The organism is Acetonema longum DSM 6540 (genome assembly GCF_000219125.1).
GTDB lineage: Bacteria > Bacillota > Negativicutes > Sporomusales > Acetonemataceae > Acetonema > Acetonema longum.
Genome location: NZ_AFGF01000056.1, coordinates 1 through 25,285 on the forward strand (window position 1 = coordinate 1; position 25,285 = coordinate 25,285).

General features: G+C 50.2%; 23 protein-coding genes, 1 tRNA gene and 1 other annotated feature. All 24 genes read left to right on the plus strand.

What is annotated here, in order from left to right; translation table 11 throughout:
* Nucleotides 1-184 (plus strand): tautomerase family protein (locus ALO_RS07340; protein ID WP_004094390.1); only part of this gene is annotated, 184 nt, incomplete at its 5' end.
* Nucleotides 185-262: 78 nt separating this feature from the next.
* Entirely contained in the window at nt 263-853 is a 591-nt protein-coding gene (locus ALO_RS07345; protein ID WP_004094392.1) for a hypothetical protein, read from the plus strand.
* A 285-nt stretch (nt 854-1,138) separates the two neighbouring features.
* Nucleotides 1,139-1,213: transfer RNA gene (locus tag ALO_RS07350), tRNA-Gly, on the plus strand.
* Between the two features lie 167 nt (nt 1,214-1,380).
* On the plus strand, nt 1,381-2,670 hold the full coding sequence (gene tig, locus ALO_RS07355) for a trigger factor (protein WP_004094393.1): 1,290 nt from the start codon (nt 1,381-1,383) through the stop codon (nt 2,668-2,670).
* 83 nt (nt 2,671-2,753) lie between these two features.
* Nucleotides 2,754-3,362: an ATP-dependent Clp endopeptidase proteolytic subunit ClpP gene (clpP, locus tag ALO_RS07360; RefSeq protein ID WP_004094394.1), complete on the plus strand. Its 609-nt coding sequence runs from the start codon at nt 2,754-2,756 to the stop codon at nt 3,360-3,362.
* 12 nt (nt 3,363-3,374) lie between these two features.
* Nucleotides 3,375-4,637 carry an ATP-dependent protease ATP-binding subunit ClpX gene (gene clpX / locus ALO_RS07365; protein WP_004094395.1) on the plus strand — a complete coding sequence of 421 codons (1,263 nt, stop codon included), beginning with the start codon at nt 3,375-3,377 and terminating at the stop codon, nt 4,635-4,637.
* A 146-nt stretch (nt 4,638-4,783) separates the two neighbouring features.
* Entirely contained in the window at nt 4,784-6,475 is a 1,692-nt protein-coding gene (gene lonB / locus ALO_RS07370) for an ATP-dependent protease LonB (protein WP_004094400.1), read from the plus strand.
* A 443-nt stretch (nt 6,476-6,918) separates the two neighbouring features.
* Nucleotides 6,919-9,252 (plus strand): endopeptidase La, encoded by a 2,334-nt coding sequence (gene lon / locus ALO_RS07375; protein WP_040292945.1) that lies wholly within the window; start codon nt 6,919-6,921, stop codon nt 9,250-9,252.
* Entirely contained in the window at nt 9,245-9,889 is a 645-nt protein-coding gene (gene yihA / locus ALO_RS07380; protein WP_004094412.1) for a ribosome biogenesis GTP-binding protein YihA/YsxC, read from the plus strand. The genes lon and yihA overlap by 8 nt, the downstream gene beginning before the upstream one ends.
* Nucleotides 9,890-10,019: 130 nt before the next feature.
* Complete coding sequence (gene ahbA, locus ALO_RS07385; protein WP_004094414.1) at nt 10,020-10,472, plus strand: siroheme decarboxylase subunit alpha; 453 nt, start codon at nt 10,020-10,022, stop codon at nt 10,470-10,472.
* Nucleotides 10,473-10,490: 18 nt separating this feature from the next.
* Nucleotides 10,491-10,964, plus strand: coding sequence for a siroheme decarboxylase subunit beta (ahbB, locus tag ALO_RS07390; RefSeq protein ID WP_004094428.1), 474 nt, complete (start codon nt 10,491-10,493; stop codon nt 10,962-10,964).
* A 325-nt stretch (nt 10,965-11,289) separates the two neighbouring features.
* Nucleotides 11,290-12,363, plus strand: coding sequence for a transketolase C-terminal domain-containing protein (locus ALO_RS07395; RefSeq protein ID WP_004094430.1), 1,074 nt, complete (start codon nt 11,290-11,292; stop codon nt 12,361-12,363).
* A gap of 14 nt (nt 12,364-12,377) precedes the next feature.
* Complete coding sequence (locus ALO_RS07400) at nt 12,378-13,148, plus strand: thiamine pyrophosphate-dependent enzyme (protein ID WP_004094431.1); 771 nt, start codon at nt 12,378-12,380, stop codon at nt 13,146-13,148.
* Between the two features lie 2 nt (nt 13,149-13,150).
* Nucleotides 13,151-13,873: a 2-oxoacid:acceptor oxidoreductase family protein gene (locus ALO_RS07405; RefSeq protein WP_004094432.1), complete on the plus strand. Its 723-nt coding sequence runs from the start codon at nt 13,151-13,153 to the stop codon at nt 13,871-13,873.
* 18 nt (nt 13,874-13,891) lie between these two features.
* Nucleotides 13,892-14,140, plus strand: coding sequence for a 4Fe-4S binding protein (locus tag ALO_RS07410; RefSeq protein ID WP_004094433.1), 249 nt, complete (start codon nt 13,892-13,894; stop codon nt 14,138-14,140).
* 85 nt (nt 14,141-14,225) lie between these two features.
* Nucleotides 14,226-15,197: a polyprenyl synthetase family protein gene (locus tag ALO_RS07415; RefSeq protein WP_004094434.1), complete on the plus strand. Its 972-nt coding sequence runs from the start codon at nt 14,226-14,228 to the stop codon at nt 15,195-15,197.
* Nucleotides 15,198-15,224: 27 nt separating this feature from the next.
* Nucleotides 15,225-15,965 carry a FadR/GntR family transcriptional regulator gene (locus ALO_RS07420; protein ID WP_004094435.1) on the plus strand — a complete coding sequence of 247 codons (741 nt, stop codon included), beginning with the start codon at nt 15,225-15,227 and terminating at the stop codon, nt 15,963-15,965.
* Between the two features lie 172 nt (nt 15,966-16,137).
* A complete protein-coding gene (locus tag ALO_RS07425) occupies nt 16,138-16,353 on the plus strand; it encodes a twin-arginine translocase TatA/TatE family subunit (RefSeq protein WP_004094442.1) in 216 nt (71 codons plus the stop codon).
* Nucleotides 16,354-16,364: 11 nt separating this feature from the next.
* Nucleotides 16,365-17,135 (plus strand): twin-arginine translocase subunit TatC, encoded by a 771-nt coding sequence (gene tatC, locus ALO_RS07430; RefSeq protein WP_004094444.1) that lies wholly within the window; start codon nt 16,365-16,367, stop codon nt 17,133-17,135.
* Nucleotides 17,136-17,208: 73 nt separating this feature from the next.
* Complete coding sequence (locus ALO_RS07435) at nt 17,209-18,666, plus strand: menaquinone biosynthesis decarboxylase (protein WP_040292949.1); 1,458 nt, start codon at nt 17,209-17,211, stop codon at nt 18,664-18,666.
* A complete protein-coding gene (locus tag ALO_RS07440; RefSeq protein ID WP_040292950.1) occupies nt 18,645-19,505 on the plus strand; it encodes a UbiA-like polyprenyltransferase in 861 nt (286 codons plus the stop codon). The genes ALO_RS07435 and ALO_RS07440 overlap by 22 nt, the downstream gene beginning before the upstream one ends.
* Before the next feature lie 69 nt (nt 19,506-19,574).
* Nucleotides 19,575-19,805 (plus strand) — a binding site (T-box leader).
* A gap of 53 nt (nt 19,806-19,858) precedes the next feature.
* Nucleotides 19,859-22,507 carry a valine--tRNA ligase gene (locus ALO_RS07445; protein ID WP_004094451.1) on the plus strand — a complete coding sequence of 883 codons (2,649 nt, stop codon included), beginning with the start codon at nt 19,859-19,861 and terminating at the stop codon, nt 22,505-22,507.
* Between the two features lie 21 nt (nt 22,508-22,528).
* Nucleotides 22,529-23,824 (plus strand): bifunctional folylpolyglutamate synthase/dihydrofolate synthase, encoded by a 1,296-nt coding sequence (locus ALO_RS07450; protein WP_004094452.1) that lies wholly within the window; start codon nt 22,529-22,531, stop codon nt 23,822-23,824.
* 77 nt (nt 23,825-23,901) lie between these two features.
* The gene (locus ALO_RS07455; protein WP_004094453.1) at nt 23,902-25,179 is read left to right on the plus strand and encodes an O-antigen ligase family protein; all 1,278 of its coding nucleotides are present in this window, start codon (nt 23,902-23,904) and stop codon (nt 25,177-25,179) included.
* The last annotated feature ends 106 nt before the right edge of the window (nt 25,180-25,285 follow it).

The following is a 25,285-nucleotide window of genomic DNA, read 5'->3' on the forward strand; positions in this document are numbered from 1 at the left end:
TTATATGCCGGTTATATCCATCAAAATGTATGAAGGCCGGACCCAGGCGCAGAAAGACGAGATTTCCCAAACATTCACCCGGGAAATATCCCGCATTCTTAAAGGGGATCATGGACCCGTCACAGTCGAGTTTAACGAGATACCGCGGCCTGAAGCGGATTCGAAGCAGACTCCCACGGCGTAACTCTGGGGGATTAAAACAGCAGATTGAAATCTGCTGTTTGGTTCATAACGTAATGCATATTTAGAAGAGGCGAGTGGCATGCTTCCCTTTGACTGGATTATTGGTTTTGTATGGGGCAATGGAACGATAACCGACTATGGGCTGCGTATACAATACCGTAATAAAGCATTATTGCAATTGATAGCGAATAGTCTCCAAAGCAAAAATGCTTTAAAGCTGCGTCAGTATGAAAACAAAATGATGCTGCTCATTCCGATGGAAGAAGAATTGACGCAAACACTGCTATCTTGGGGCTGGTCCGGACGAAAAGATAAGCATCGGCAATATCCACAGGGTGATATTAGTCACTTGCATTTTATCAAAGGGTATTGTTATACAAAAGCATGCATAAGTTCCTGGACATACAAAAGCAGAAAGGGCGTAGTTCATACCACTCCATCGTTGCGGATTTTCGGAGGTGCCGGCGTGATTCGCCAAATCGATGATTATTTTGTTGCCAATCTGGATACTACCCCGAAAAGAATATATCGGAACCGATGTATGAACCAGACCGGACATGTAGGCGAATGTCATTATCTCCAATACCTATCCAAAAAGGAAGTCCCGCGATTAATCGCTGCTATCGAAACCGAGGAATTAAGCAAGCTTCCGGCAGTTAAAGGAATATAACCCATTCCAGAGCGGTTTTCATGGCACCACTTTTGCCGCAGGTCTTTATGCGCAGCCTCTCCGAGGCAATGTCCCGGCAGTGGCAATAACGCGGGTGCTTCCGCCCCGTTTGTTCGATCGAAATTCTTCTCTTATTCCATGTGATAATTAAAAGATAGTAAAAAGAAGTACGCGGATAGGGCGGAAAGTTCCGAAAGAAAAAATGAAATATGCTGTTGACAAAAGTAATACTGTTGTGTAAAATAAAATACGTTGTTAGACAGCAGTCACCTGAAATGAGAGCATGCGGAAGTAGCTCAGCGGTAGAGCATCGCCTTGCCAAGGCGAGGGTCGCGAGTTCGAATCTCGTTTTCCGCTCCATACTTGATTTGATCCCCAGCAGCAATGCTGGGTTTTTCTATATCACTTGTTTTTGCTGTATAGTTATGGTATCATATAATGCATGGCATCACTAGATACTGTGAGTTTTACGGCCAGTGGCTGCGCTGACCGGCGGGTATAATTTAATTAAGGAGGATGTCCTAATAGTGAAGGTTACCGCAGAACGAATTGACAATCATAAAATGGTGCTGGAAATGGAAGTGCCTCAGGTAGAAGTTAAGAAGGCATTTGATCGTGCTTATCAAAATCTAGCGAATAAAGTTAATATACCGGGTTTCCGTAAAGGCAAAACGCCCCGTAAGGTGCTGGAAATGCGCATTGGCAAAGAAGCCTTCGCCGATGAGGCATTTGAACTTCTGGCGCCGGCTGCCTATGGCAAAGCTCTGGAGGAGCAGGATGTGGAACCGGTCAGCCGCCCGCAAATTGATGTCGTTATCTTAGAAGAAGACAAACCGTTCGTTTTTAAGGCCACGGTTATTACTAAACCCGAAATTTCTATCGGGCAGTATAAGGATCTCAAAGTGGAGCATAAACCGGCGGAAATCGGTGAAACGGAAATTAATAAGGCACTTGAGGATCTGCGGGAAAAGAACGCCAAAATGTCAGTAGTGGAAAACGCTGTGCTGCAAAAGGGCGATTTTGCCATTATTGACTTTGCCGGCTATATTGACGGGCAGCCTTTTAAAGGCGGCGATGCTAAAGGATATCCTCTGGAAGTAGGTTCCGGCAGCTTTATTCCCGGATTTGAAGACCAGCTGATTGGTGCTAAAACCGAGGAAAACCGCGAAGTTACCGTTACCTTTCCCGCCGACTATTTTGTCGCCGAACTGGCCGGCAAAGAAGCGAAATTCACGGTTACTGTCCATGATATCAAACGCAAGGAACTGCCTGTTCTGGATGACGAATTTGCGAAAGATGCCGGTGAGTTTAATTCCCTGGAGGAATTAAAGGCTGACATCAAGAATAAATTAGAAAAGGCCGCCGCGGAACGGAGTGAAAAAGAGTTCCGCAATCAGGCGATTAAGCAAGCTGTAGATAATGCAACAGTTGATATCCCGGATGTCATGATCGAGGACAAAATTGACCAGATGATCCAGGATTTTGACATCAACCTGCAAAATCGCGGCATGGCCTTAGATCAGTATCTGAAATATCTGAATATGGATATCGCGGGACTACGGGAAAAATACCGTGAATCCGCTGCTGTCAGTGTAAAAACCGACCTGCTTTTAGATGCGGTGGTTAAAGCCGAAGAAATCAAAGCCGAGACCAAGGATCTGGAAGACGAAGTGGCGGCTATGGCTGCTGAATATCATGCGCCGCTGGAAGACGTGCGTAAAGTGATCCTGGAGCAAAACAGGGTAGGCGCCCTGGCTCTCAGCGTAGCCCGCAAAAAAGCGGCTAAACTGATCATTGACAGTGCTGTTAAACAGTAAGTGAATAATCCCTGGTAATTTTGGTTAATATTAGAGAATGAAGGCTTATTTAATGAGTCTTTAAGAACCGAGGTGTAATCTCTATGAGTTTTGTACCTATTGTTGTAGAGCAGTCCAACCGAGGGGAGAGAGCGTATGACATTTACTCCCGTCTGTTGAAAGACCGTATTGTTTTTATCGGAGGACCTATTGACGACACTATGGCCAATTTGGTGATCGCTCAGTTGCTGTTCTTGGAATCGGAAGATCCGGAAAAAGACATCCATCTGTATATCAACAGTCCCGGCGGGGTTGTTACAGCCGGACTGGCTATCTATGATACCATGCAGTACATCAAACCGGATGTTTCGACCATTTGTCTGGGATTAGCCGCAAGTATGGCGGCAATCCTTCTGACGGCCGGCGCTAAGGGCAAGCGTTACGCTCTGCCTTATGCCAGAGTGATGATTCACCAGCCCCACGGAGGCGCTCAGGGTCAGGCTACTGATATTGAAATTCATGCCCGCGAGATTTTGCGGTTGCGTGAAATCGGCGCCGACATTCTGGCCCGTCACTCCGGGCAGCCGGTGGAAAAAGTGCAGCGTGACCTGGAACGTGATTTCTTCATGTCCGGGCAAGAGGCCAAGGAATACGGCCTTATTGATTCGGTATTGGCGCGAGGTGAAAGGCCGGAAACCCAAAGTCCCAAATAGAGAGGTGATAACATGTTAAAGTTTGGGGATGACAAGGGACAACTTAAATGCTCGTTTTGCGGCAAGCTTCAGGAACAAGTAAAAAAGTTGGTAGCCGGTCCCGGTGTATATATCTGCGACGAATGCATTGAATTATGCAATGAGATCATTGAAGAAGAACTGAACGAAGACGTAGAAGTCGAACTGAAAGATGTTCCTAAACCCAAGGAAATTCGGAGCATCCTCGACCAATATGTTATCGGTCAGGATGAAGCGAAAAAATCCCTTGCTGTAGCGGTTTATAATCACTATAAGCGCATCAATCTCGGCTCCAAAGTTGATGATGTAGAACTGCAAAAATCTAATATCGTCATGTTGGGCCCTACCGGCAGCGGCAAGACTCTGTTAGCCCAGACTCTGGCTAAAATCCTGAATGTGCCGTTTGCCATCGCTGATGCCACATCGTTGACGGAAGTCGGTTATGTGGGCGAGGATGTGGAGAACATCCTGCTCAAGCTGATTCAGGCAGCTGATTATGATGTGGAGAAAGCCGAAAAAGGGATTGTCTATATTGATGAAATTGACAAAATTGCCCGCAAGTCGGAAAATCCTTCAATTACCCGGGATGTTTCCGGTGAAGGTGTGCAGCAGGCACTGCTGAAAATTCTGGAGGGCACCATTGCCAGTGTTCCGCCTCAGGGTGGGCGCAAGCATCCGCATCAGGAATTTATTCAGATCGATACCACCAACATTCTCTTTATCTGCGGTGGCGCTTTTGACGGCGTCGACAAGATCATCAGCGCCCGTACCGGTAAAAAAACCCTTGGCTTCGGTGCTGATGTGAAAACTAAAGAGACCAAAAAGGTAGGCGAGATTTTACGGCAGATTCTGCCGGAAGATCTTCTGAAATACGGCTTGATCCCGGAGTTTGTGGGACGTCTGCCGGTCATCGTGACTTTGGATGCCTTGGATGAAGACGCTCTGGTCCGCATTCTGGTTGAACCCAAAAACGCTCTGGTCAAGCAATATCAAAAATTCCTGGAGCTCGATAACGTTCAGCTGGAATTTAAAGAAGACGGCCTTCGGGCAATCGCGGCGGAAGCCTTAAAGCGCAATACCGGCGCCAGGGGCCTGCGGGCGATTATCGAAGCCATCATGCGCAACGTAATGTACGACGTTCCTTCTCGTAACGATGTGACTAAGTGCATTGTGACCAAGGAAGTGGTTGTGAACAAGGAAGAGCCCATTGTCGTCACAGCGGAGCGAAAAACAAAGAAAAAAGAAGAATCGGCATAAAAAGAGGGGATATTTAATCCCCTCCTTTTTTTATGCCGATTTTTACTCTTTTAACGCCCTTTTTTGCCGGATAAAAACATTCCATATGCCAATACTAGTTCTAGAATGAGAAGAAAAATGCCAGGACTAACAAGGAGGTCTAACGCGTGGACTACGCTATTAACGTCATAACGCTTATTCAGTTCTTTTTCGCCATTGTCATCGGGCTCTACTTCTGGAACTTGTTACGGTCGCAGCAAGGCAGCAGGGTAGCGGTAGAAAAGGAATCGAAAAAGGAAATGGATAAATTGCAGCGTTTGCGCGAAATATCCCTGACCGAGCCCCTTGCCGAGAGGACGCGTCCTGTCTCTTTTGGGGAAATTATTGGCCAGGATGAAGGCATCAAGGCTCTCAAAGCAGCTCTTTGCGGTCCGAACCCGCAGCATGTTCTCTTATACGGCCCACCTGGGGTCGGGAAAACGGCGGCGGCGCGCCTGGTGCTGGAAGAGGCGAAACGCAATCCCCTGTCACCTTTTCGTAAATCCGCTAAGTTTATTGAGATGGATGCCACCACAGCCCGGTTTGATGAGCGAGGCATCGCCGATCCTTTAATCGGTACGGTGCATGATCCTATCTATCAGGGCGCGGGTCCTTTGGGCATGGCCGGTATTCCCCAGCCCAAAGCCGGAGCGGTTACCAAAGCCCACGGCGGTATGCTGTTTATCGACGAAATCGGTGAACTGCACCACGTACAAATGAATAAATTGCTGAAAGTGCTGGAAGACCGTAAGGTGTTTTTGGAAAGTTCCTATTATAGCAGCGAAGATACCAATATACCCACCCATATCCATGATATCTTTCAAAATGGCCTGCCGGCTGATTTCCGGCTGGTGGGGGCGACGACCCGCCTGCCAGGGGATATTCCGCCCGCCATTCGCTCCCGCTGTGTAGAAATTTTTTTCCGGCCTCTTCTGCCGGATGAAGTGCGGCAAATCGCCAAAAATGCTGTCCAAAAAGTCGCGTTTAACATTGAAGACAATGCGGTGGATATTTTAAGCCGTTATGCCACTAATGGACGGGAAGCTGTGAATATCGTCCAGATTGCTGCCGGCATTGCCACCCATGAACAACGCCGGGAAATTTTGACCGCTGACATTGAATGGGTCGTGAATTTTGGCCAGTATAATCCCAGGCCGGAAAAGAAAGTGCCGGCGAAACCACAGATTGGGCTTGCTAACGGATTGGCGGTTTATGGACCTAATGTAGGAACAGTGATGGAAATTGAGGTGTCAGTCCAGCCCAATCTGTTTGGCAGCGGTAAATTTGTCGTGACCGGCGTGGTGGATGAAGAAGAGCTGGGAACGCCGGGCCGGCTGATTCGGCGCAAAAGTATGGCCAAAGGCTCTCTGGATAATGTATTGACTGTTTTGACCGGCAAGTATGGCCTGGAATGCAATAAGTATGATATTCACGTCAATTTTCCCGGCGGCGGTCCCATTGACGGCCCTTCCGCCGGCATTACGGTAGCGGCTGCCATCTATTCGGCGGTGAAAGGAATTCCCATCGATAACACCGTAGCCATGACCGGTGAGATCTCGATCCGAGGACTGGTGAAACCGGTGGGAGGCGTACCGGTTAAAGTAGCCGCAGCCATACAGGCCGGCGCACGCCGGGTGATCATCCCGAAAGAAAACTGGCAGGAGCTGTTTCAGTCCTGGAATGTGGAAGTGATTGCCGTAGAAACATTGGATGAGGTATTCAAGTATGCGTTAGTGAAACCGGCAGATCCCGTCCGCCTGGAAATCGTCGCTCCTCAACCGGAGCTCTTAACGGCGGCCGGCGCAGGCGTAAAAATGTAGGGGAGCGTTGAAGTATAAATGCAGCCAGAAAACTGGTTGCATTTATTATATATTGCAGCTTTTTGGAAAAGGATTTTTTCACATGCCTAAGAATATTAATAAAGAAGTACGCTGAAACTACCGATGAATATACTTGCTAGGGGTTTGTTGTAAAATGCATCTGCAGCCTCGAATCTGGGACCGTTCAAAAAGGTTCAGATGCTGGGCGCGACGAGGACGGGCGTGAGACTGTACGTTCGGAGGGTACGTCGATACTAGAACGATGCGAAGCATCGTGAGATCAGGAAGAAAACAAATCACCTTTTGCCGTAGTCACAACAAAAGGCTACTGTAATCTGAGTCCAAAAGGGAGGATGTTTTCCGAATGAGCCCGCCCGCAGGAGCAACAACGCAGATGGATCTTTTTCAACGGTCTCCTACGGTTACCAAGAGGGGGATACCTGATGAGTTCTGGGATTGAGACACGCTTTATACCACTGTTGCCGCTTAGAGGAATATTAGTTTTCCCATATATGATCATTCATCTGGATGTGGGACGGGAAAAATCGATCAGCGCGCTGGAAGAGGCTATGGTCCATGATCGCCTTATCATGCTGGCGACACAGAAAGACGCGCAAAATGATAAACCCGCGCCGGAGGATATCTATTCCATCGGCACGATTGCGGAAGTCAAACAGCTATTAAAACTGCCAGGAGGCACCATCCATGTCTTAGTGGAAGGCTTGCGCCGGGCTGAGATCATCGCTTATAACGAATTTGATCCTTATTTTACGGTGGAAGTAAAAGAATATGAGGAAATCCAGACCAAGACGCCTGAAATTGAAGCCCTGATCCGCACTACCATCCATCAGTTCGAGCAATGGGTCAAACTCAGTAAAAAGATTCCACCTGAGACTCTGGTATCAGTGGTCACGGTGGAAGAACCGGGACGGCTTTCAGACTTGATCGCCAGTCATCTTTCCCTGAAAATCGAAGATAAGCAGATGCTGCTGGCGGCCATTCCTGTAAAAGAACGGCTGGAGGTCCTTTGCGACATTCTGGGGCGGGAACTGGAGATTCTGGAACTGGAAAAGAAGATCAATGTCCGGGTCCGCAAACAGATGGAAAAAACCCAGAAGGAGTACTATCTGCGCGAGCAGATGAAGGCCATCCAAAAAGAACTGGGCGATAAGGACGATCGGATGGCGGAAGCCGAAGAATACCGGCAGCGGCTGAAAGAGCAGGACCTGCCGAAAGAAGTGGCGGAAAAGATCCAAAAGGAAATCGAACGCCTGGAAAAAACACCGCCTATGGTGGCCGAAAGCTCTGTGATTCGTACGTATCTGGATTGGCTCCTGTCTCTTCCCTGGACGAAGGAAACTGAGGACCGGCTGGATATTAACGTAGCGGAAAAGATCCTGGAAGAGGATCATTACGGTTTGGAAAAAGTCAAGGAAAGAATTCTGGAATACCTGTCTATCCGTAAACTGAATGAACATATGAAAGGGGCTATCCTTTGCCTGGTGGGACCGCCGGGGGTGGGTAAGACTTCTCTGGCCAGATCGATAGCACGTTCTATGGAACGGAAATTTGTGAGGGTATCCCTGGGCGGGGTCCGGGATGAAGCCGAAATTCGCGGACACCGGCGCACCTATGTGGGCGCTTTGCCGGGACGGATCATCCAGGGCATGCGCACTGCCGGCTCGAAAAACCCGGTATTCCTGCTGGATGAAGTCGATAAGATGAGCGCCGATTTCCGCGGCGATCCATCGGCCGCCCTGCTGGAGGTTTTAGATCCGGAACAAAATAATACCTTTAGCGATCACTACGTGGAATTACCCTTTGATTTGTCCCGGGTTCTATGGGTCATTACCGCCAATGCCATGCATAATATTCCCCGTCCTTTACTGGATCGGATGGAAATCATAACTATTGCCGGCTATACTGAAGAGGAAAAAATTCAGATTGCTTTGCGTTATTTGATTCCTAAACAATTAAAGGAACACGGGCTAACTGAAAAGCAGCTGATGTTTTCGGAAGGCACCCTGCAAAAAGTGATTCGGGACTATACCCGGGAGGCAGGAGTCAGAAGCCTGGAACGAAATATCGCCGGACTTTGCCGCAAGGCAGCCAGGCGGATTGTTCAGCATAAGCGGACTGCCGTGAAACTGACCGCGCAAAATCTGCATACGTATTTAGGCGCTCCTAAATACCGCAAAACTCCAACCGAGCTGAATCATCAGGTGGGTTTGGCTACCGGACTGGCCTGGACCGAAGTGGGCGGCGATGTGTTATCCGTGGAAGTATCGGTTATGCCGGGCAAAGGACAGCTAACCCTCACCGGACAGTTGGGCGATGTGATGCGGGAGTCAGCCCAAGCCGGATTTACCTATATCCGTACCCGGATGAGGGAATTGGGGATTCAGGAGGATTTCCATGAAAAAACTGATATCCACGTCCATTTGCCGGAAGGCGCCATTCCTAAAGACGGGCCTTCAGCCGGTATTACCATGGCCACAGCTATGGCTTCGGCTCTGACCGGCCGGCCGGTCAGAACGGAAATCGCCATGACCGGCGAGATCACTCTGCGGGGCAGGGTGCTGCCGGTGGGCGGCATCAAGGAGAAAGTTCTGGCAGCCCATCGCATCGGCATTAAAAAGGTGATCATGCCCAAAGAAAATAAACGGGATACTGATGAGATCCCGGTCAATGTGAAGCGGGCCCTGGAGTTTATCTTTGTAGAGCACATGGATGAAGTATTGCGGGCAGCCCTGATCGAAGGGAACAATCATGAGTGAGTTGCATCCGGCTCAAAAGCCGGATGTCATCCGGGCGGAATATCTGATCTCGGCGGTGCGGCAAGAGCAGTATCCGCCCGGCGATGAGCCGGAAATCGCCTTTATCGGCCGTTCCAACGTGGGAAAATCTTCCCTCATTAATTCGGTTTGCCGTCATCGGGGATTGGCCCTGACCAGTGCGACTCCCGGCAAGACTCAGACTATTAATTTCTTTCGCGTGTTCTTTAAGCTGTCCCATAACAATAGTGAAGCCCGGCGTCAGATTTTTTTTGTGGATCTGCCGGGCTATGGCTATGCTAAAACCGGTCGAAGCACCAGGCGGCAGTGGGCTAAGTTTATCGAAGAATATTTTCTTCAGTCCTCTCGGCTCAAACGCATTTATCAGCTGATCGACATCAGGCACCCTCCCATGGAAAGTGACATTCTTTTTCATCAATGGCTGAGGCGGCAGGGACTGCCGGTAAAAATCGTCGCTACCAAGTCGGATAAAATCACCCGTTCCCGCATGAAGGAGCATATGGGGGTGATCGCCCGGACCCTGGGAATCGAGCCGGAACAGATCCTGATCCATTCGGCTTTAAGCGGCGCCGGACGCGATGAGTTGCTTGACGATATTGTACAAATTTTGCTACAATAGAAAAAGACAGGAAAGAGTTAGCAGGGCGGCCAGTGCGCCATAACCTTTAAAACGGGCAGTATATTTAGAGGTTGCAGATCGCAAGGGCTGTCCTGCTGCCATGTTTGCATTGTACAGATGGGAGAATTACATGTTAACAGCTTTTGATAAACAGTTGCTCAATTTAATTCAAAATAATCTGCCACTGGAATCCCGTCCTTTTACCTGCCTGGCTCGGCAACTGGGGACAGATGAATCCAGGGTGCTGGAGCGTCTGTCCGTTTTGCGGGAACATGGCTATATCCGGCACATCGGACCTTTTTTTGATTCTACCCGTCTGGGGTATGTGGGCACGCTGGTGGCTTTGCGGGTCAGTCCGGAAAAGCTGGAGACGGTAGCCCGTCAAATCAACAGTTACATCGGTGTTACTCACAATTACGAACGGGAAGGCAGCTTCAATTTATGGTTCACATTACTGTCACCCAGCCGGGAGGAACAGCAAAGAACACTGGCTGAGGTAGAGGCTTTCGACGGTGTGGAAAAGCTTCTCAACCTGCCGTCTACGAAAAAATTTAAGGTCAACGTGCGATTTACCCTCGATTAAATCTGCAGGCGGTGTGCTATGTTTGATACTCTAGATCGAAAAATCATTCAAATGATGCAGAATGAATTTCCGCTGGTCGCTGAGCCTTATAAGGAACTGGCTTCTCAGATCGGCATCAGCGAAGAGGAACTGTTAAAACGGTTGCAGCGATATCAGAAAGAAGGCCAGATTCGCAAAATGGGAGTTGTGCTGTGGCACCGTAAGGTGGGATTTGCGGCTAACGCCTTATGCGCCTGGCAGGCGCCAACTGATCGTCTGGAAGAGGCAGGGATAATGATGGCGCAGATGCCCAGCGTAACCCATTGCTACACCCGGACTCCCTATTCTGACTGGCCTTATAATTTATATACCATGATTCATGCCCAAACCCGAGAGGAGTGCAAGCAGCTGGCGGAGGAGCTGGCGGCATTAACCCGGCTTACCGACTACACTTTGTTATTTAGTACCAAAGAGTGGAAAAAGACCAGTATGCGCTATTTTCAGGAAGGATAATTCCTAGCCATAGGTGCCTTACTTGGCTAAGAGACCTAAGGACTATTAAAAAGATCCATTTGCGTTGTTGCTCGCAGGGGGGCGCACATGAGCCGGTCGGTTCATGTGCGCCCCCCTGTTGTGTTGCAGCAGATTTACAGCATTTGCGGAAGTGGCGGTAGCGGGAGTAAAGATTTATGGGAAAATGTATGCCGGTCACTGATTCCTGCCATGCTAAATCTGTAAATTCATGCTATTGTACGCTTGGACTGTTATGGCAGCCGAGCTGTAGAGGCTGGCGTATAGTCTGACAGCATTGCAAAGCACTCAAGCAGGAGGTGCTCTTATGGCTGAAGCTTCACTGGAAGGTGAACAAAGAGTATTCATGACAGGCAATGAAGTAGTTGCCTGGGCTGCTGTGGCAGCTAAAGCGGACATCATGTACGGCTACCCGATTACGCCGCAAAATGAAATCATGCACTATTGGACCCGGCTTGCCCCAAAATACGGCAAACGCTTTTTGCAGACAGAAGATGAAATTTCCGCCGGCTTTACTACTCTCGGCGGGGTGATGACGGGCAGAAAGGCTTTTACCGCCACTGCCGGTCCCGGTAACGTTTTGATGCAGGAATCAGCCGTTATGGCCGAGATGATGCGCCTGCCCATCGTGTATGTAATCCAGCAGCGAGGCGGTCCTTCTACGGCAACCGTTATCTATGCCCAGCAGGAATATCGGATGACGACCTTCGGCGGCAACGGCGAAGGCCACCGCATTGTCTATTCCACCGCTACCCATCAGGAACTGTTCGACTATACGATCAAAGCGTTTAACATGGCTTGGACCTATCGGTTCCCCGCTTTTGTTCTGGGAGACGGATACCAGGCGAAAATGCGGGAAACCCTCACGATTTACGATCCGGAAGAAAGGGGCCAGACCCTCGCCAAGCCGGAGGCCATTTTGGGCGAAACAAGCGAGCCTTTTCGCCACTTGCGCAACACTTACAACACCGAGGATGAACTGTATGAAGTAGTCCTGGCTCATCAAAAAGACTGGGATGCCATGGCTCCTAAGATTGTAGAGTGGGACGAACAAGGCTGTGAGGATGCTGAGATCATTTTGGTCACTCATGGCGTTGTATCCCGGGCGGCTTTGGGAGCCTATAAACAACTGAGGGCTCAAGGCAAGAAGGTAGGCTGCTTCCGGCCGATTACTGTACGCCCTTTCCCGGAAGAACAGTTGGTGAAGTCAGTAAAAAATGCTAAGAAACTGTTGGTGGCCGAATCAGCCTACGGGCAGTTCCTGCAATCAGTGCAAACAGCCCTCTATCGCAATCCGGTTGAAATCGTACCGGTACTGCGGCCGGGTGTGGGGATCACTACTGAGGAAATCTTAGAAGAATATGCGAAACTGTCAAAATAGAAGGGAGGATCCATATGCAAGAGGTCATGAAAAATAGTGAACTGCAGCCGGCAATGCCTGCCTGCTGGAACGAAGCAACCAAACCCCACAAATTTTGCCCTGGCTGCGGACATGGTATTATCCTGAAAGCTCTGGGCGAAGCCATTGATGAACTGGAATTAAAAGATAAGGTCGTTTTTGGCTGTGACATCGGCTGTTCTCTGTTAGCCTGGGACTTTTTCGCCGTGGATTCGGTGCAGACTCATCATGGCCGCACCACACCTGTCATCACCGGCATGAAGCGCGCCAATCCGGATATTGTAGGCGTGGCGTACATGGGCGACGGCGGCGGGTATGCCATCGGCTCCCAACACTTGTTCAATGCGGCCGTACGGAATGAAAGAATCACGATTATTCTTTGCAATAATTGCAACTATGGCATGACCGGCGGTCAAATGGCGCCCACCACTTTGCCCGGCATGAAAACCGAGACGACTCCCTATGGCCGTGACGTGGAGCAAACCGGTTATCCGACCAAGGGGCCGGAAATGGTGGCAGCTGTTGCGCCGGAGGGGGCTTATGTAGCTCGCGGCACGGTTTCCAATCCCCGCCAGATGAAAGCGTATCTTAAGAAAGCTCTGGAAAATCAAATGGCCGGAAACGGTATTTCCTTCGTGGAATGTTTGTCCGGCTGCCCCACCAACTGGCGCACCAATGCCAAACAAACCTGGGAATTCATCGAAAGAGATATGGCCCAGTATTTTAAATTGGGCGAATTGCGTACACCCCAAAGCGAGGAGGGCTGAGGATGGCGAAAATAACAAAAATTGCGCTGGCCGGTGAAGGCGGTCAGGGGGTGCAGTCTATTGCGGAAATCTTGGCGGAAGCTGCCAATGAAGGGGGTAAACAGGCTCTTTATATTCCCAATTTTGGCGTGGAGCAGCGGGGCGGCGTTTCCATTGCCTATGTGCAGATCAGTGACGACGCCATAGGCGCTCCTAAGTTCCAGAAAGCCGATATTTTGATTCCCTTAAGTGCTCGTGCGGTAAAACGAACCCGGATGCATGCCGGCAAAGACACCGTCTATATCTATGATAACTCCCTTATCGTCGAAGGTGAAGTCAATGACAATATCATAGGCCTGCAGTATTTTGACGTGACGCCGCCGAATCCTACCGCCGACGCCCCCAATAAGGATTTGCCCCGGGATATGATTGACGGCGAGCCCAAAACTGTCTCCTTTACCAAACCCGGGCCGGGGATCAATCCGGCGGATATTCCGTCGGTAAAAAAGGTGGTCGCCATTCCGGCCAATGATATGGCTAAAAATGAAGCAGGCCTGCATCCCCGCGTATTCAATATGATTATCCTTGGCGCAGTGATCGCCGCTACCGAAGTATTGCCCTTAGATCAAATCAAGCAGGCGCTGGATGTCAAACTGGGCGATAAGTTTAAATCTAACCCCGAATTGCGCACCATGAATTTCCGGGCGTTGGAGCGTGGCTATCAACTCATAAGGAATGCGATGTAAGGAGGCGGGAGGGATATCATGGCGAAAACAAACTGGAAAAGTGCGACATATAACAGCTCCAAGGGCTTTTGGACTGTATTTCCCGGATTGTGCAAAGGCTGCGGACTCTGTATCGAAAAATGCCCGGTAAAATGCATCAGCTGGTCTGATGATCTTGGCGTGTATGGAACGCCAAGAGTGGAAGCCAACATGGGAAAATGCATTCTCTGCGGCATGTGCCAAATGGTTTGTCCTGACTGTGCCATTCGGGTGGAGAAGAAAAAGTAATGGCCACCTTGCCAGGACATATAGACGTGGGGAATTTTTTGGTGTATTATAGACACAGACTATCACGGTTAGGGTGTGTAGACTCGTGGAAGCAGCAGCTTTGGCATTAATTGAACGCGATATGGCAGAAGTTGAGACTCTGCTGATGTCTGTGACTTATTCTCAGGTTGATATGGTAACGGATATTGGTCAGCATTTGGTACAGGCGGGCGGCAAGCGATTAAGGCCCGCGCTGTACCTTATATCTGCTAAGGGACTGCAAACGGATACCGGTCTGGATCAGGCCATTGTGGTGGCCGCTGCCATTGAACTCATTCATATGGCCACTCTGGTGCATGATGACGTAATTGATCATGCCTCCACCCGCCGGGGGATTCCGACGGCGAATTCCCGCTGGGGGGATCATCCCTCGGTGTTAGCTGGAGATTATCTTTTTGCCAGGGCATTTGCGCTGCTGGCCAAGACAAATGACAACCGGGTCATGAAAGAATTAGCGGAAGTAGTCTGTTCCTTATGCGAAGGAGAAATTCTGCAAGCAAACAGTGCGTTTCTGGCGGATCAGTCGGAAGATGACTATGCAATGCGTATCGCCAAGAAAACGGCTGACTTTCTGGCAGCCAGCTGTCAATTGGGAGCTATGGCCGCCGGCATGGAGGCGGCTGCGGTTCAGGCTGTGCGGCAGTATGGTTATTTAGTGGGGCTGGCTTTTCAGGTTACCGATGACATTTTGGACTTTACCGCTTCTGCACCCCAGCTGGGTAAACCGGTGGGCGGCGATCTGGCCCAGGGAATTATCACCCTGCCGGTTATCCGGGCTCTGGAGGTCAGCCCTCACAGAGAGGAACTGCGCATGGCTATTGTTGCCCGGGATATGTCGGATCCGGTATTGAATCGTTGTCTGGCGATCGTGAGAGACTGCGACGCTATCGAATATTCATACAGTAAGGTTCAAGCGCAGCTGCGGGAAGCAATCGCCGGGCTGCCCGCTTCACTGGCTCCTGAGGCACAGCGGGCGTTAGTGGCAATTGCCGACTTTGTCGGACTTCGTAAATTTTAGCTGTTCGGATGGGTAGCGGAGGATAACATGTTCAATCCGGTAAAAACAAAAAAAGTATACGAAGAAATTGTGGCGCAAATCAAACAACTTATTATTGACGGCAAATTGCAGCCGGGCGATAAGCTGTTGTCGGAACGGGAACTTTCCGAAAAGCTCAATGTCAGCAGAGCCTCGGTGCGTGAGGCTTTCAGCGCCTTAGAAATGATGGGAATCATTATGATACGTCCCGGCGAGGGCAGCTTTGTCCGGCAGGTATCCTATGAAGGCATGCTGGAACCCCTTTCGTTTTTGCTGCAGGTGGATATCGCCGATATTACCCAGGTCCTTGAGGTCAGGAAGATATTGGAGGCAGAAATGGCTGCCCTGGCGGCGATCCGGGCTACGGCGGAGAACTTGGAAGAACTGCGCCGGACTCTTTCCTCCCTGATTGAGGAGGTAGACAGCGGCGGCATTGGCGACAAAGCGGATGATGCTTTTCATTTTGCCGTAGCCAGGGCTGCGAACAATCCGGTTTTGGAAAAGGTCATGAGTACCATTACCGACGTGATGACCAACAGTTTCCGCGCTTCCCGGCAAAAGCTGTTTCTAGTGAAAAATATGCCTCAGCAGGTATATGAATCCCATTCCCGGGTCTATGCCGCTATTGCGGCATGCGATTCGAAACTGGCCCGTAGCCGGATGCACGAACATCTGGATATGGTGGAGAAAACTATGCTGCAGCTGAAACAGGATACAATGAACTCCGGTATCAAGATAAAAAAACAGTAGGCTTTTTTAAAATTAACCGGCGCACGCATGGGAAAAGTCTGATTTTTGGAATGATGACGATGGCGGCAAACAAGGTTTGACTGATTGTTTTTTGCGGGACAGACAGTTATAATAAGAAATAGAAAACAGCATAGGAAATACGTTGTGAGATACTAACGAGGAGGGTGATTGTATGTTTAATTTGGGTATGCCTGAATTAATTCTGATCCTGGTTATTGCTCTGGTGGTGTTTGGCCCTGGCAAATTGCCGGATATCGGCAAAGCGGTAGGCAAGGGTATTTCAGAATTCCGCCGGGCTACCAGCGGCGAGCAGAAAGAAGAAATCACCGTGCAGGCCAAAGCTGTTGAAGCAAAGTCAGACGGACTGACTCATGCTGAAAAAAAGTGAGGAACTGTTGAATGTCTGAAACGACAAGCCAACAGGAACAAGCAATGGATCAGGACCAGGCTCAGCTCAACTCCCAGCGGGAACTTCCGGTAGCTGAGATGACCATCGTAGACCATCTGCAGGAGCTGCGGCAGCGCATTATCATTGCCCTGACAGCAATTATCGCTGGCAGCACAGCCTGCTATTTTTTTGTGGAAAAAATTATAGCCTATATCATTCGGCCCGCCGGTAAGCTGTATTACATGAATCCGGCTGAGGCTTTTATGGCCTATATTAAGACCGCCGTTTTCTCCGGCTTTCTGCTGGTTTTGCCAATTGTACTGTACCAGGCTTGGGCCTTCATCGTCCCGGCTCTTACCCGTAGCGAGCGGAAGCTGTTTGTCGCATTAATGCCGGTCTCGGTGGTTCTTTTTTATATAGGTCTGGCTTTTTCTTATTTTTTGGTCTTGCCCATGGCAGTTACCTTCTTTATGGGGTTTGCCACTGATACCTTACAACCCATGTTTTCATTGGGGCAATATATTTCCTTTGTCATTTCCCTGCTGTTTCCCTTTGGCTTTATTTTTGAATTACCGTTGTTCATCATGGTTCTCGCCAAAATGGGAATCATCAGTTCGACCTTCCTTGTGTCCAAGCGCAAGGTGGTTTTAGTGGGGGCATTTGTTGTCGGCGGTGTAGTGTCGCCGACGCCGGATATCTTCGGACAGCTTATGCTTGCGCTGCCGCTGATGCTGCTATTTGAGATGAGCGTTTGGGTCATCCGGGTATGGTTTGGCAAGTAGGAGACCCTCCCTTTTTGAACGGTCTCAGATTCGAGGAGGATGAGTTTTTTCTCTTGTGAAAGGAGTATTTACTTTGGCATTTCAGGATTTGCGGGAATTTATCGCGGCCTTGGAAGAACGGGGCTGGCTTAAACGGATTCACCAACCGGTGGATTGCGAATTGGAAATCACCGAGATTACCGACCGGGTTTCCAAAATGTCGGGGGATAAAAATGTGGCTCTGCTGTTTGAAAATGTGAAAGGCTATGATGTGCCGGTGCTTATCAACGCCTTTGGCAGTGTGGAACGCATGGCTTTTGCCCTGGGGGTCGAAAAAATTGACGATATTGCCGATGAAATTCGTCAATTGCTGAAGCTGCCCTACATTTCACTACAGAATAAACTCCAGTTGGTTTCGGTTATTCCTCAGATGAAACGGGCGATCAACTTTCCCCGTTACGTAAAGTCCGGTCCCTGTAAAGAGGTTATTATCAAAGATCAGCCGTCATTGGCGAAATTTCCCATCCTTAAATGTTGGCCTCAGGACGCTGGACGGTTTATCACCCTGCCGCTGGTGTTTACTAAGAACCCCCTAAATGGCAAACGGAACGTAGGGATGTACCGGCTGCAGGTATTTGATGAAAAAACGACCGGCATGCATTGGCACATTCACAAAGGCGGCGCCGATAATTACCGGGCCCACAAGGATCTGGGCAAAGACCGGATTGAAGTGGCTGTGGCCATCGGCGGCGATCCGGCCATCACCTACGCCGCTACGGCTCCTCTGCCGCCGGACATCGATGAAATGCTGTTCGCCGGCTTTCTGCGCAAAAAACCGGTGGAATTAATCAAATGTGAAACCGTGGATATCGAAGTGCCTGCTCACGCCGAGATTATTCTGGAAGGCTATGTCGAGCTGGACGAGACCCGGCTGGAGGGACCTTTTGGCGATCATACCGGTTACTACTCCCTGGCGGGGCAATATCCGGTCTTTCACATCACCTGCATCACTCACCGGAAGGACCCGATTTATCCGGCGACCATTGTGGGCAAGCCTCCCATGGAAGACTGCTTCATCGCCAAAGCCACCGAAAGAATCTTTTTGCCTTTTTTGCAGGTGGCCATGCCGGAAGTAAAGGATATCAACCTGCCTCTGGAAGGGGTATTTCATAACTGCGCCATTGTGTCCATCAAAAAACGCTATCCCCAGCAGGCGAAAAAAGTCATGCATGCCATCTGGGGCATGGGCCAGATGATGTTTACCAAGATGATTATTGTGGTAGACGATCATGTGAACGTTCAGGATATGAATGAGGTCTGGTGGCGGGTCTATAATAACATTGACGCCCGGCGGGATGTGGTCATGGTGGACGGGCCCCTGGACGTGCTGGACCACTCGTCACCCATGCCCCACTGGGGAACGAAAGTCGGCATTGATGCTACCAAGACCTGGCCGGAGGAAGGCAATAGCCGGGAATGGCCAGACGAGATCGTCATGTCGCCGGAGATCAAGAAACAGGTGGATGAGAAATGGGAAAATCTAGGATTGTAGACAAGATGCAAGCTCATGTAACCAATATTGCCTTGTCACACTCGGTGTTTGCTCTGCCGTTTGCCTATATGGGGGCTTTTCTGGCGGCCGGCGGCCGGCCGGGATGGGCTGAATTGGGCTGGATCACCCTGGCGATGATTGGCGCCAGAAGTGCTGCCCTGGCTCTGAATAACCTGATCGATCTAAAATACGATAAGCTTCATCCCCGCTTTACCGCCCGGCCGATGGTCAAGGGAACGATTAAGCCCTGGGAGGCTTTTTCCTTTATCCTGGCGAGTCTGTCGGTATTTCTCTGGGCGGCGGCCCAATTGCATCCGAATTGTTTGCTGCTTTCCCCTTTGGCAATTTTGCCATTTTTGCTTTATCCTTACATGAAACGTTTTTCCTGGACCTGTCATTTGGTGCTGGGAGTGGCTCTGGCTTGCGCCCCGGTTGGCGCCTGGCTGGCCATCAGGGGCGATATGCCTTGGCCGGTTCTGATTTTAGGCGGATCGGTAGCGGCATGGATTGCTGCTTTTGATGTGATTTACGGCTGCCAGGACACGGTTTTTGATCAGGAGCACCAACTCCATTCCATACCGGTACGGTTCGGCATCCCCGGCGCTCTGCGGATTTCCCGCTGGATGCATGGCCTGAGCATTTTGGGCTTGATCACGGTGGGCCTGATGCTGAACTTAAAAGGGTATTACTACCTGGGGGTAGGACTGGCGGCGATGGTCCTTTGCTATCAGCATCATATCGTCAGGCCCTGGGATTTGTCCCGGGTCACTCAGACTTATTTTATGCGCAACGGGCTGGTGTCGATTCTGATGTTTCTCTTTACTCTGGTTAGCTTGTAATATTGCGGTCATATCTTGACAAATATAGAAATAACAGATATAGTAAATACTACTGTATAGTAAAATATAGAATCAACCATGATAGGCAGAGTACGCAATGATCGGCGGCTCAGAGAGGAACTCTTAGGCTGCGAAGTTTCCCGCGGATCATAGCCGAAGGTCAGCCTGGAGTTGTTGCGCTGAACTTGAGTAGGTGCAACCGGATAGCGCCGTTATCGCGTTTTGAGTGCCCAGGCTGTTTTGTATTCACTCTGGGAAGCAAGGTGGTACCACGGAAGATTAAGCACTTTCGTCCCTGCGGGGATGAAAGTGCTTTTTTATTTATAAAATTCGAGTTCCAGGGGGTATTATTCATGGAAAAAGACAATATGCCGACCGTATATGATCCGCAGGCAGTAGAAACTAAGTGGTATGAATACTGGGAACAGGAAGCCCTGTTCCATGCTGAGGTCGAACCCGGGAAAAAACCGTTCAGCATTGTTATCCCACCGCCCAATGTAACCGGGCAGCTGCATATGGGTCACGCTTTGGATAACACGCTGCAGGATATTCTGATCCGGTTCCGCCGGATGCAGGGATATAACACTCTTTGGATGCCGGGGACCGACCATGCCGGCATTGCCACTCAGATCAAAGTCGAAGAAAACCTGGCCAAGGAAGGGCAATCCCGTTACGACCTGGGACGGCCTGCCTTTATCGAAAAGGTTTGGGACTGGAAACATCAGTACGGCAGCCGGATCCTTACCCAACTGAAACGGATGGGAGCTTCCTGCGACTGGCAGAGAGAACGGTTTACCATGGATGAAGGGTGCTCCCAGGCCGTAAAGGAAGTCTTCGTATCCTTATATGAAAAGGGACTGATCTATCAGGGCAACCGCATCACCAACTGGTGTCCCCGCTGCAATACCGCCCTCAGCGATATTGAGGTGGAGCATGAAGAGCAGCCGGGTCATCTGTATCATGTCCGTTACCCGGTGGAAGACAGCGACGGCCAGTATGTGACCGTGGCCACCACCCGGCCGGAAACCATTCTCGGCGACAGCGGCGTAGCGGTTCATCCCGATGATGTCCGTTACCGTCATCTGGTGGGCAGGTATTTGGTTCTGCCTCTGGTGGGAAGACGGCTGCCCATTGTGGCCGACGAGTATGTGGACCCGTCCTTCGGCACCGGCGCCGTTAAGGTTACGCCTGCCCATGACCCCAATGACTACGACATGGGGCTGCGGCATCAACTGGAGCAAATCGTGGTCATGAACCCGGATGGAACCATGGCCAAAGATACCGGCAAATATGCCGGCATGGACCGTTATGACTGCCGCAGGGCCTTGGTGGCTGATCTGAAAGAACAGGGATTCCTGGTAAAAATCGATGAGCATGCCCATGCCGTGGGCCATTGCCAGCGTTGCGCCACCGTGGTGGAACCCCTCATATCCAAGCAATGGTATGTAAAAATGCAGCCTTTGGCTGAGCCGGCCATTGAGGCGGTTACTTCCGGCAGAATTCAGTTCGTACCGGAACGGTTCACCAAGATCTATATCAATTGGCTGGAAAATATCCGGGACTGGTGCATTTCGCGGCAAATCTGGTGGGGACACCGGATTCCCGCCTGGTATTGCCGGGATTGCGGCGAAATTACGGTATCCCGCACCGACGTAACCGCCTGCGGCAAATGCGGCAGCAGCCATGTGGAACAGGATCCGGATGTTTTGGATACCTGGTTCAGTTCAGCCCTTTGGCCGTTCTCCACCATGGGATGGCCGGAAAATACGGCTGAATTGAAGCATTTTTATCCTACCTCGGTGCTGGTTACCGGCTATGATATCATTTTTTTCTGGGTAGCCCGCATGATTTTCATGGGTCTGGAATTCCAAAAGGAGATTCCCTTTCGTCATGTATTTATCCACGGCCTGGTGCGGGATTCCCAGGGCCGTAAAATGAGCAAATCCCTGGGCAACGGCATCGATCCCCTGGATGTAATTGAAAAGTATGGTGCCGATACTCTTCGTTTTACCCTGGTGACCGGCAACACTCCGGGCAATGACATGCGCTTTTATTGGGAGAGGATAGAGTCCAGCCGCAATTTTGCCAACAAGATCTGGAACGCTTCCCGCTTTGTTTTGATGAACCTGGCGGATTTTAATCCGTCTCAGCCGCCGGCGGGACTGACTCTGGCGGATCGCTGGATATTAAGCCGCTATACTCATACGGTAGAGGCAGTTACCGGCAATCTGGAGCGGTTCGAATTGGGCGAGGCCGCCAGGCTCTTATATGATTTTATCTGGAATGAGTATTGCGACTGGTATATTGAAATGACCAAGGGCCGCCTGTATGATAAGGAGAATGTGGCGGCCAGGGCCACGGCTCAGTATGTTCTGTGGCATGTTCTGTCCAATACGCTGAGACTGCTGCATCCCTTTATGCCTTTCCTGACAGAAGAGATTTGGCAGCATCTGCCTCATGAAGGCCGGAGCGTCATGACCTCGGCCTGGCCACAGCCGGAACCGCAATACGCCTCTGATGAGGCTGAACGGGATATGAGCCTTTTAATGGACACCATTAAAGCCATTCGTAATATGCGGGCGGAAATGAATGTGCCCCCCGGAAAACGCAGCGAGGTCATCCTGCAGGCAGCCAACCCTTCGTTAGCAGCCGTTTTTACTGCTAATATTCAATATTTAAAAACCCTGGGCGCCTCGGAACCGGTAATTGGGCTGATTCAGGCGGAAAAACCGGCCAATGCCGCGGCGGCGGTTGTCAACGGCGTGGAGGTCTATCTGCCCCTGAAGGGCTTGATTGATGTGGAAAAAGAAAGCACCCGGCTGAAAAAGGAACTGGACGGGCTGAAAAAAGAATTGACCCGCATTGCCGGCAAACTCTCCAATGAAGGGTTTGTCGCCAAAGCGCCGGCCGATGTGATCGAAAAGGAAAAAACCAAGCAAAAGGAATTTCAGGAAAAATGTGCGGTTATTAATGAACGGTTAGCCTATCTTGCTACGTTATAATTAAGAGGAGGCGCCCGATTTATGAATTATCCCGAGGCTTTAGCCTACCTTGCTTCATTATCCCGCTTCGGTATACAGCTTGGCCTGGAACGAATTGAAACGCTGCTGGAATTGATGGATCATCCTGAGCGCTGTTATAAGACTGTGCACATAACCGGCACCAACGGCAAAGGCTCCACTTCCGCCATGCTGGCCAGTATCCTCAGGGCCGGCGGCATTAAAACCGGGTTATATACTTCACCTCATCTGGAAGACTATACTGAAAGGATGACGGTGAACGGGCATGATATCTCACGGGAGTCTTTTGCCCAATCGGTGGCATACACCCGACGGTTTGTGGAACATGCCGTCGCTCAGGGAATGGAGCATCCTACCGAGTTTGAGGTGTTGACGGCGGCGGCATTTTATTTCTTTGCCGAGGCTGGGGTGGAATATGCGGTCATTGAGGTGGGCCTTGGAGGCTTATATGATTCCACCAATGTTATCCTGCCGGAAGTTTCGGTTATCACTAATGTAACTTTGGAGCATACGGATAAATGCGGTCCTACTGTCCTGGACATTGCCCGCCATAAAGCCGGCATCATTAAAGCGGGAAAACCGGTGGTGACAGCGGCTCAGGGACCGGCCGGCGACTTGATCGCCAGCCGGTCGGCTGAGTTGGGCTCTGCCTTGTATCTGTATGGCCGTGATATATACGCTCAGTCCGAAGGGATAGAATCTTTCCGGCAAAAAATAACAATCCAGCTGCAGAAATCCGGCCTCAGCGGCACTTTCATCACACCTTTGCTGGGGCGGCATCAGGTGGAAAATGCCGCCCTGGCGATCATGACGGCTCAACTGCTGGCCGGACATGATCCCAGAATTTCTGTGTCCGCTATGAAAACGGGGATGGAGCAGACAGTCTGGCCCGGCCGGTTTGAAGTATTTCCCGGCAGTCCCACTATCGTGGTCGATGGCGCCCATAACCCGGACGGAGCTAGAATTTTGCGCGCCGCTTTGGATGAGGTGTTTCCTCAGGCATCGGTTATTTTTGTATTTGGCGTGCTGGCTGACAAGGACATTGCCGGGGTTATCCGTGAATTATTCCGGCCCCAGGACCGCATTATTCTGGTGAAGCCCTATTCAGAGCGGGCGGCGGCGCCGGAGTCGGTGGCCCAATTGTTAACGGGATATCAGACGAAGATAGCCGACAGCCTGGAAAACGGTCTGCAGCAAGCCGGCCGGTTGGCCGGGGCGGATCAGGTAATCTGTGTCGCCGGCTCTTTGTATTTAATTGGAAGCACCCGTCAAATATTGCGGAATTGGACAAAAGAATAGGACTAGGATATAATGGTAAGGGTATTTATACGGATTAATGCTGTTTGCGTACCAATTCCGCACAAGGTGAAAATATTGTGAAAGAAACTATATATCGCCAGATCAGCGCCGGCTATAGCGGACTGATGGAATATACCATTTTAGCTCTGGCATTCTTTCTGCCATTGTCGTTGCGAATGTCCACCGTGCTGTTGATTTTTGGCATATTTCTTTGGCTGGCTAAAATGCTGGTGTGCCGTCAATGGGAATTCCAACGCACCCCTTTTGATGAGACCTTATTTTTCCTGGTGTTTTTAGGTCTGACGTCAGCTCTTGTTTCGGCTGACCGGGGGTTCAGTCTCTACAATTTTGTGCATCTGATGGGGCGTTACCTGGGTCTCTATTTTCTCATCAGCTATAATGTGACATCGCGGCAGCAGTTGAAACAGGTGGTGTATTCACTGCTGGCCTCATCGGTGGTGGTTGCTCTTTACGGGTTCTACCAATACATCCTGGGAGTCGATATTTCGGCTTTTGAATGGGTGGACAGCGATCAGTTTCCCGACCTGAAAGTACGAATATTTTCCACCCTGGAGAACCCCAACTTGCTGGCCGGTTTTATGGTCATGATGATTGGGCTGGGGTTGGGGCTTGGATTAGGTACACGGGATTGGGACAAGAAGATTTTGCTGTTGATTTTTATCCTGCTAATGAGCGGCTGTCTGGTTCTTACATATTCCCGGGGCGCCTGGGTGAGCTTGCTGGCAGTTATTCTGGCCTATGGCCTATTGTGCCGCCGCTGGGTTTTATGGCTGCTGCTGGCCGTGCCTCTGGCGGCCCTTTGTACGGACGATGTTTATCTTAGACTGGTTTCTATTTTGCACCCCACCGATACTTCCTCGACTTTGCGGTTTGCTCTGTGGGAAAGTACACTGGCCATGATCCATGACCGACCTTTATTGGGGTTTGGCTGGGGTACATACTGGATGGTCTATCCCCATTACGACTTTTTTATTCAAGACCCCTCGATTATTATTTTCCATGCACACAATATGTACCTGCATATGGCAGCGGAAACAGGTATTCCGGGCCTGGCGGCCTTTTTAATTCTCATGGGCTATCATGCCAAGATGGCCTTTACTCTGTATCGGAGCAAGGCTGAGCCATGGGTCAGCGGTTTGTCGGCGGGAATCCTGGCGGCTTTTTTCGGTATTGCCGTGAATGGCATGACCGACCACGTTTTGTTTAGTGTCCAGATGTCCATGCTGTTCTGGTTTTTTAATGCCATGGTTTTAGTGTTGTGGCGCACTGCCGAGCCGAAAAAAATATATAAGGACAGGCGAGGCAGCAGGAAAAATTTCTTTTTGAGCGAATAAAACAAATAGTAAATAAAATTAGATATATTAAGTCTAGTAGGGCTATGTGCCCTCTAATTTTTTATGTATTAATTTGTGAAAATTCGAACAAACAGCCGGAACCTAG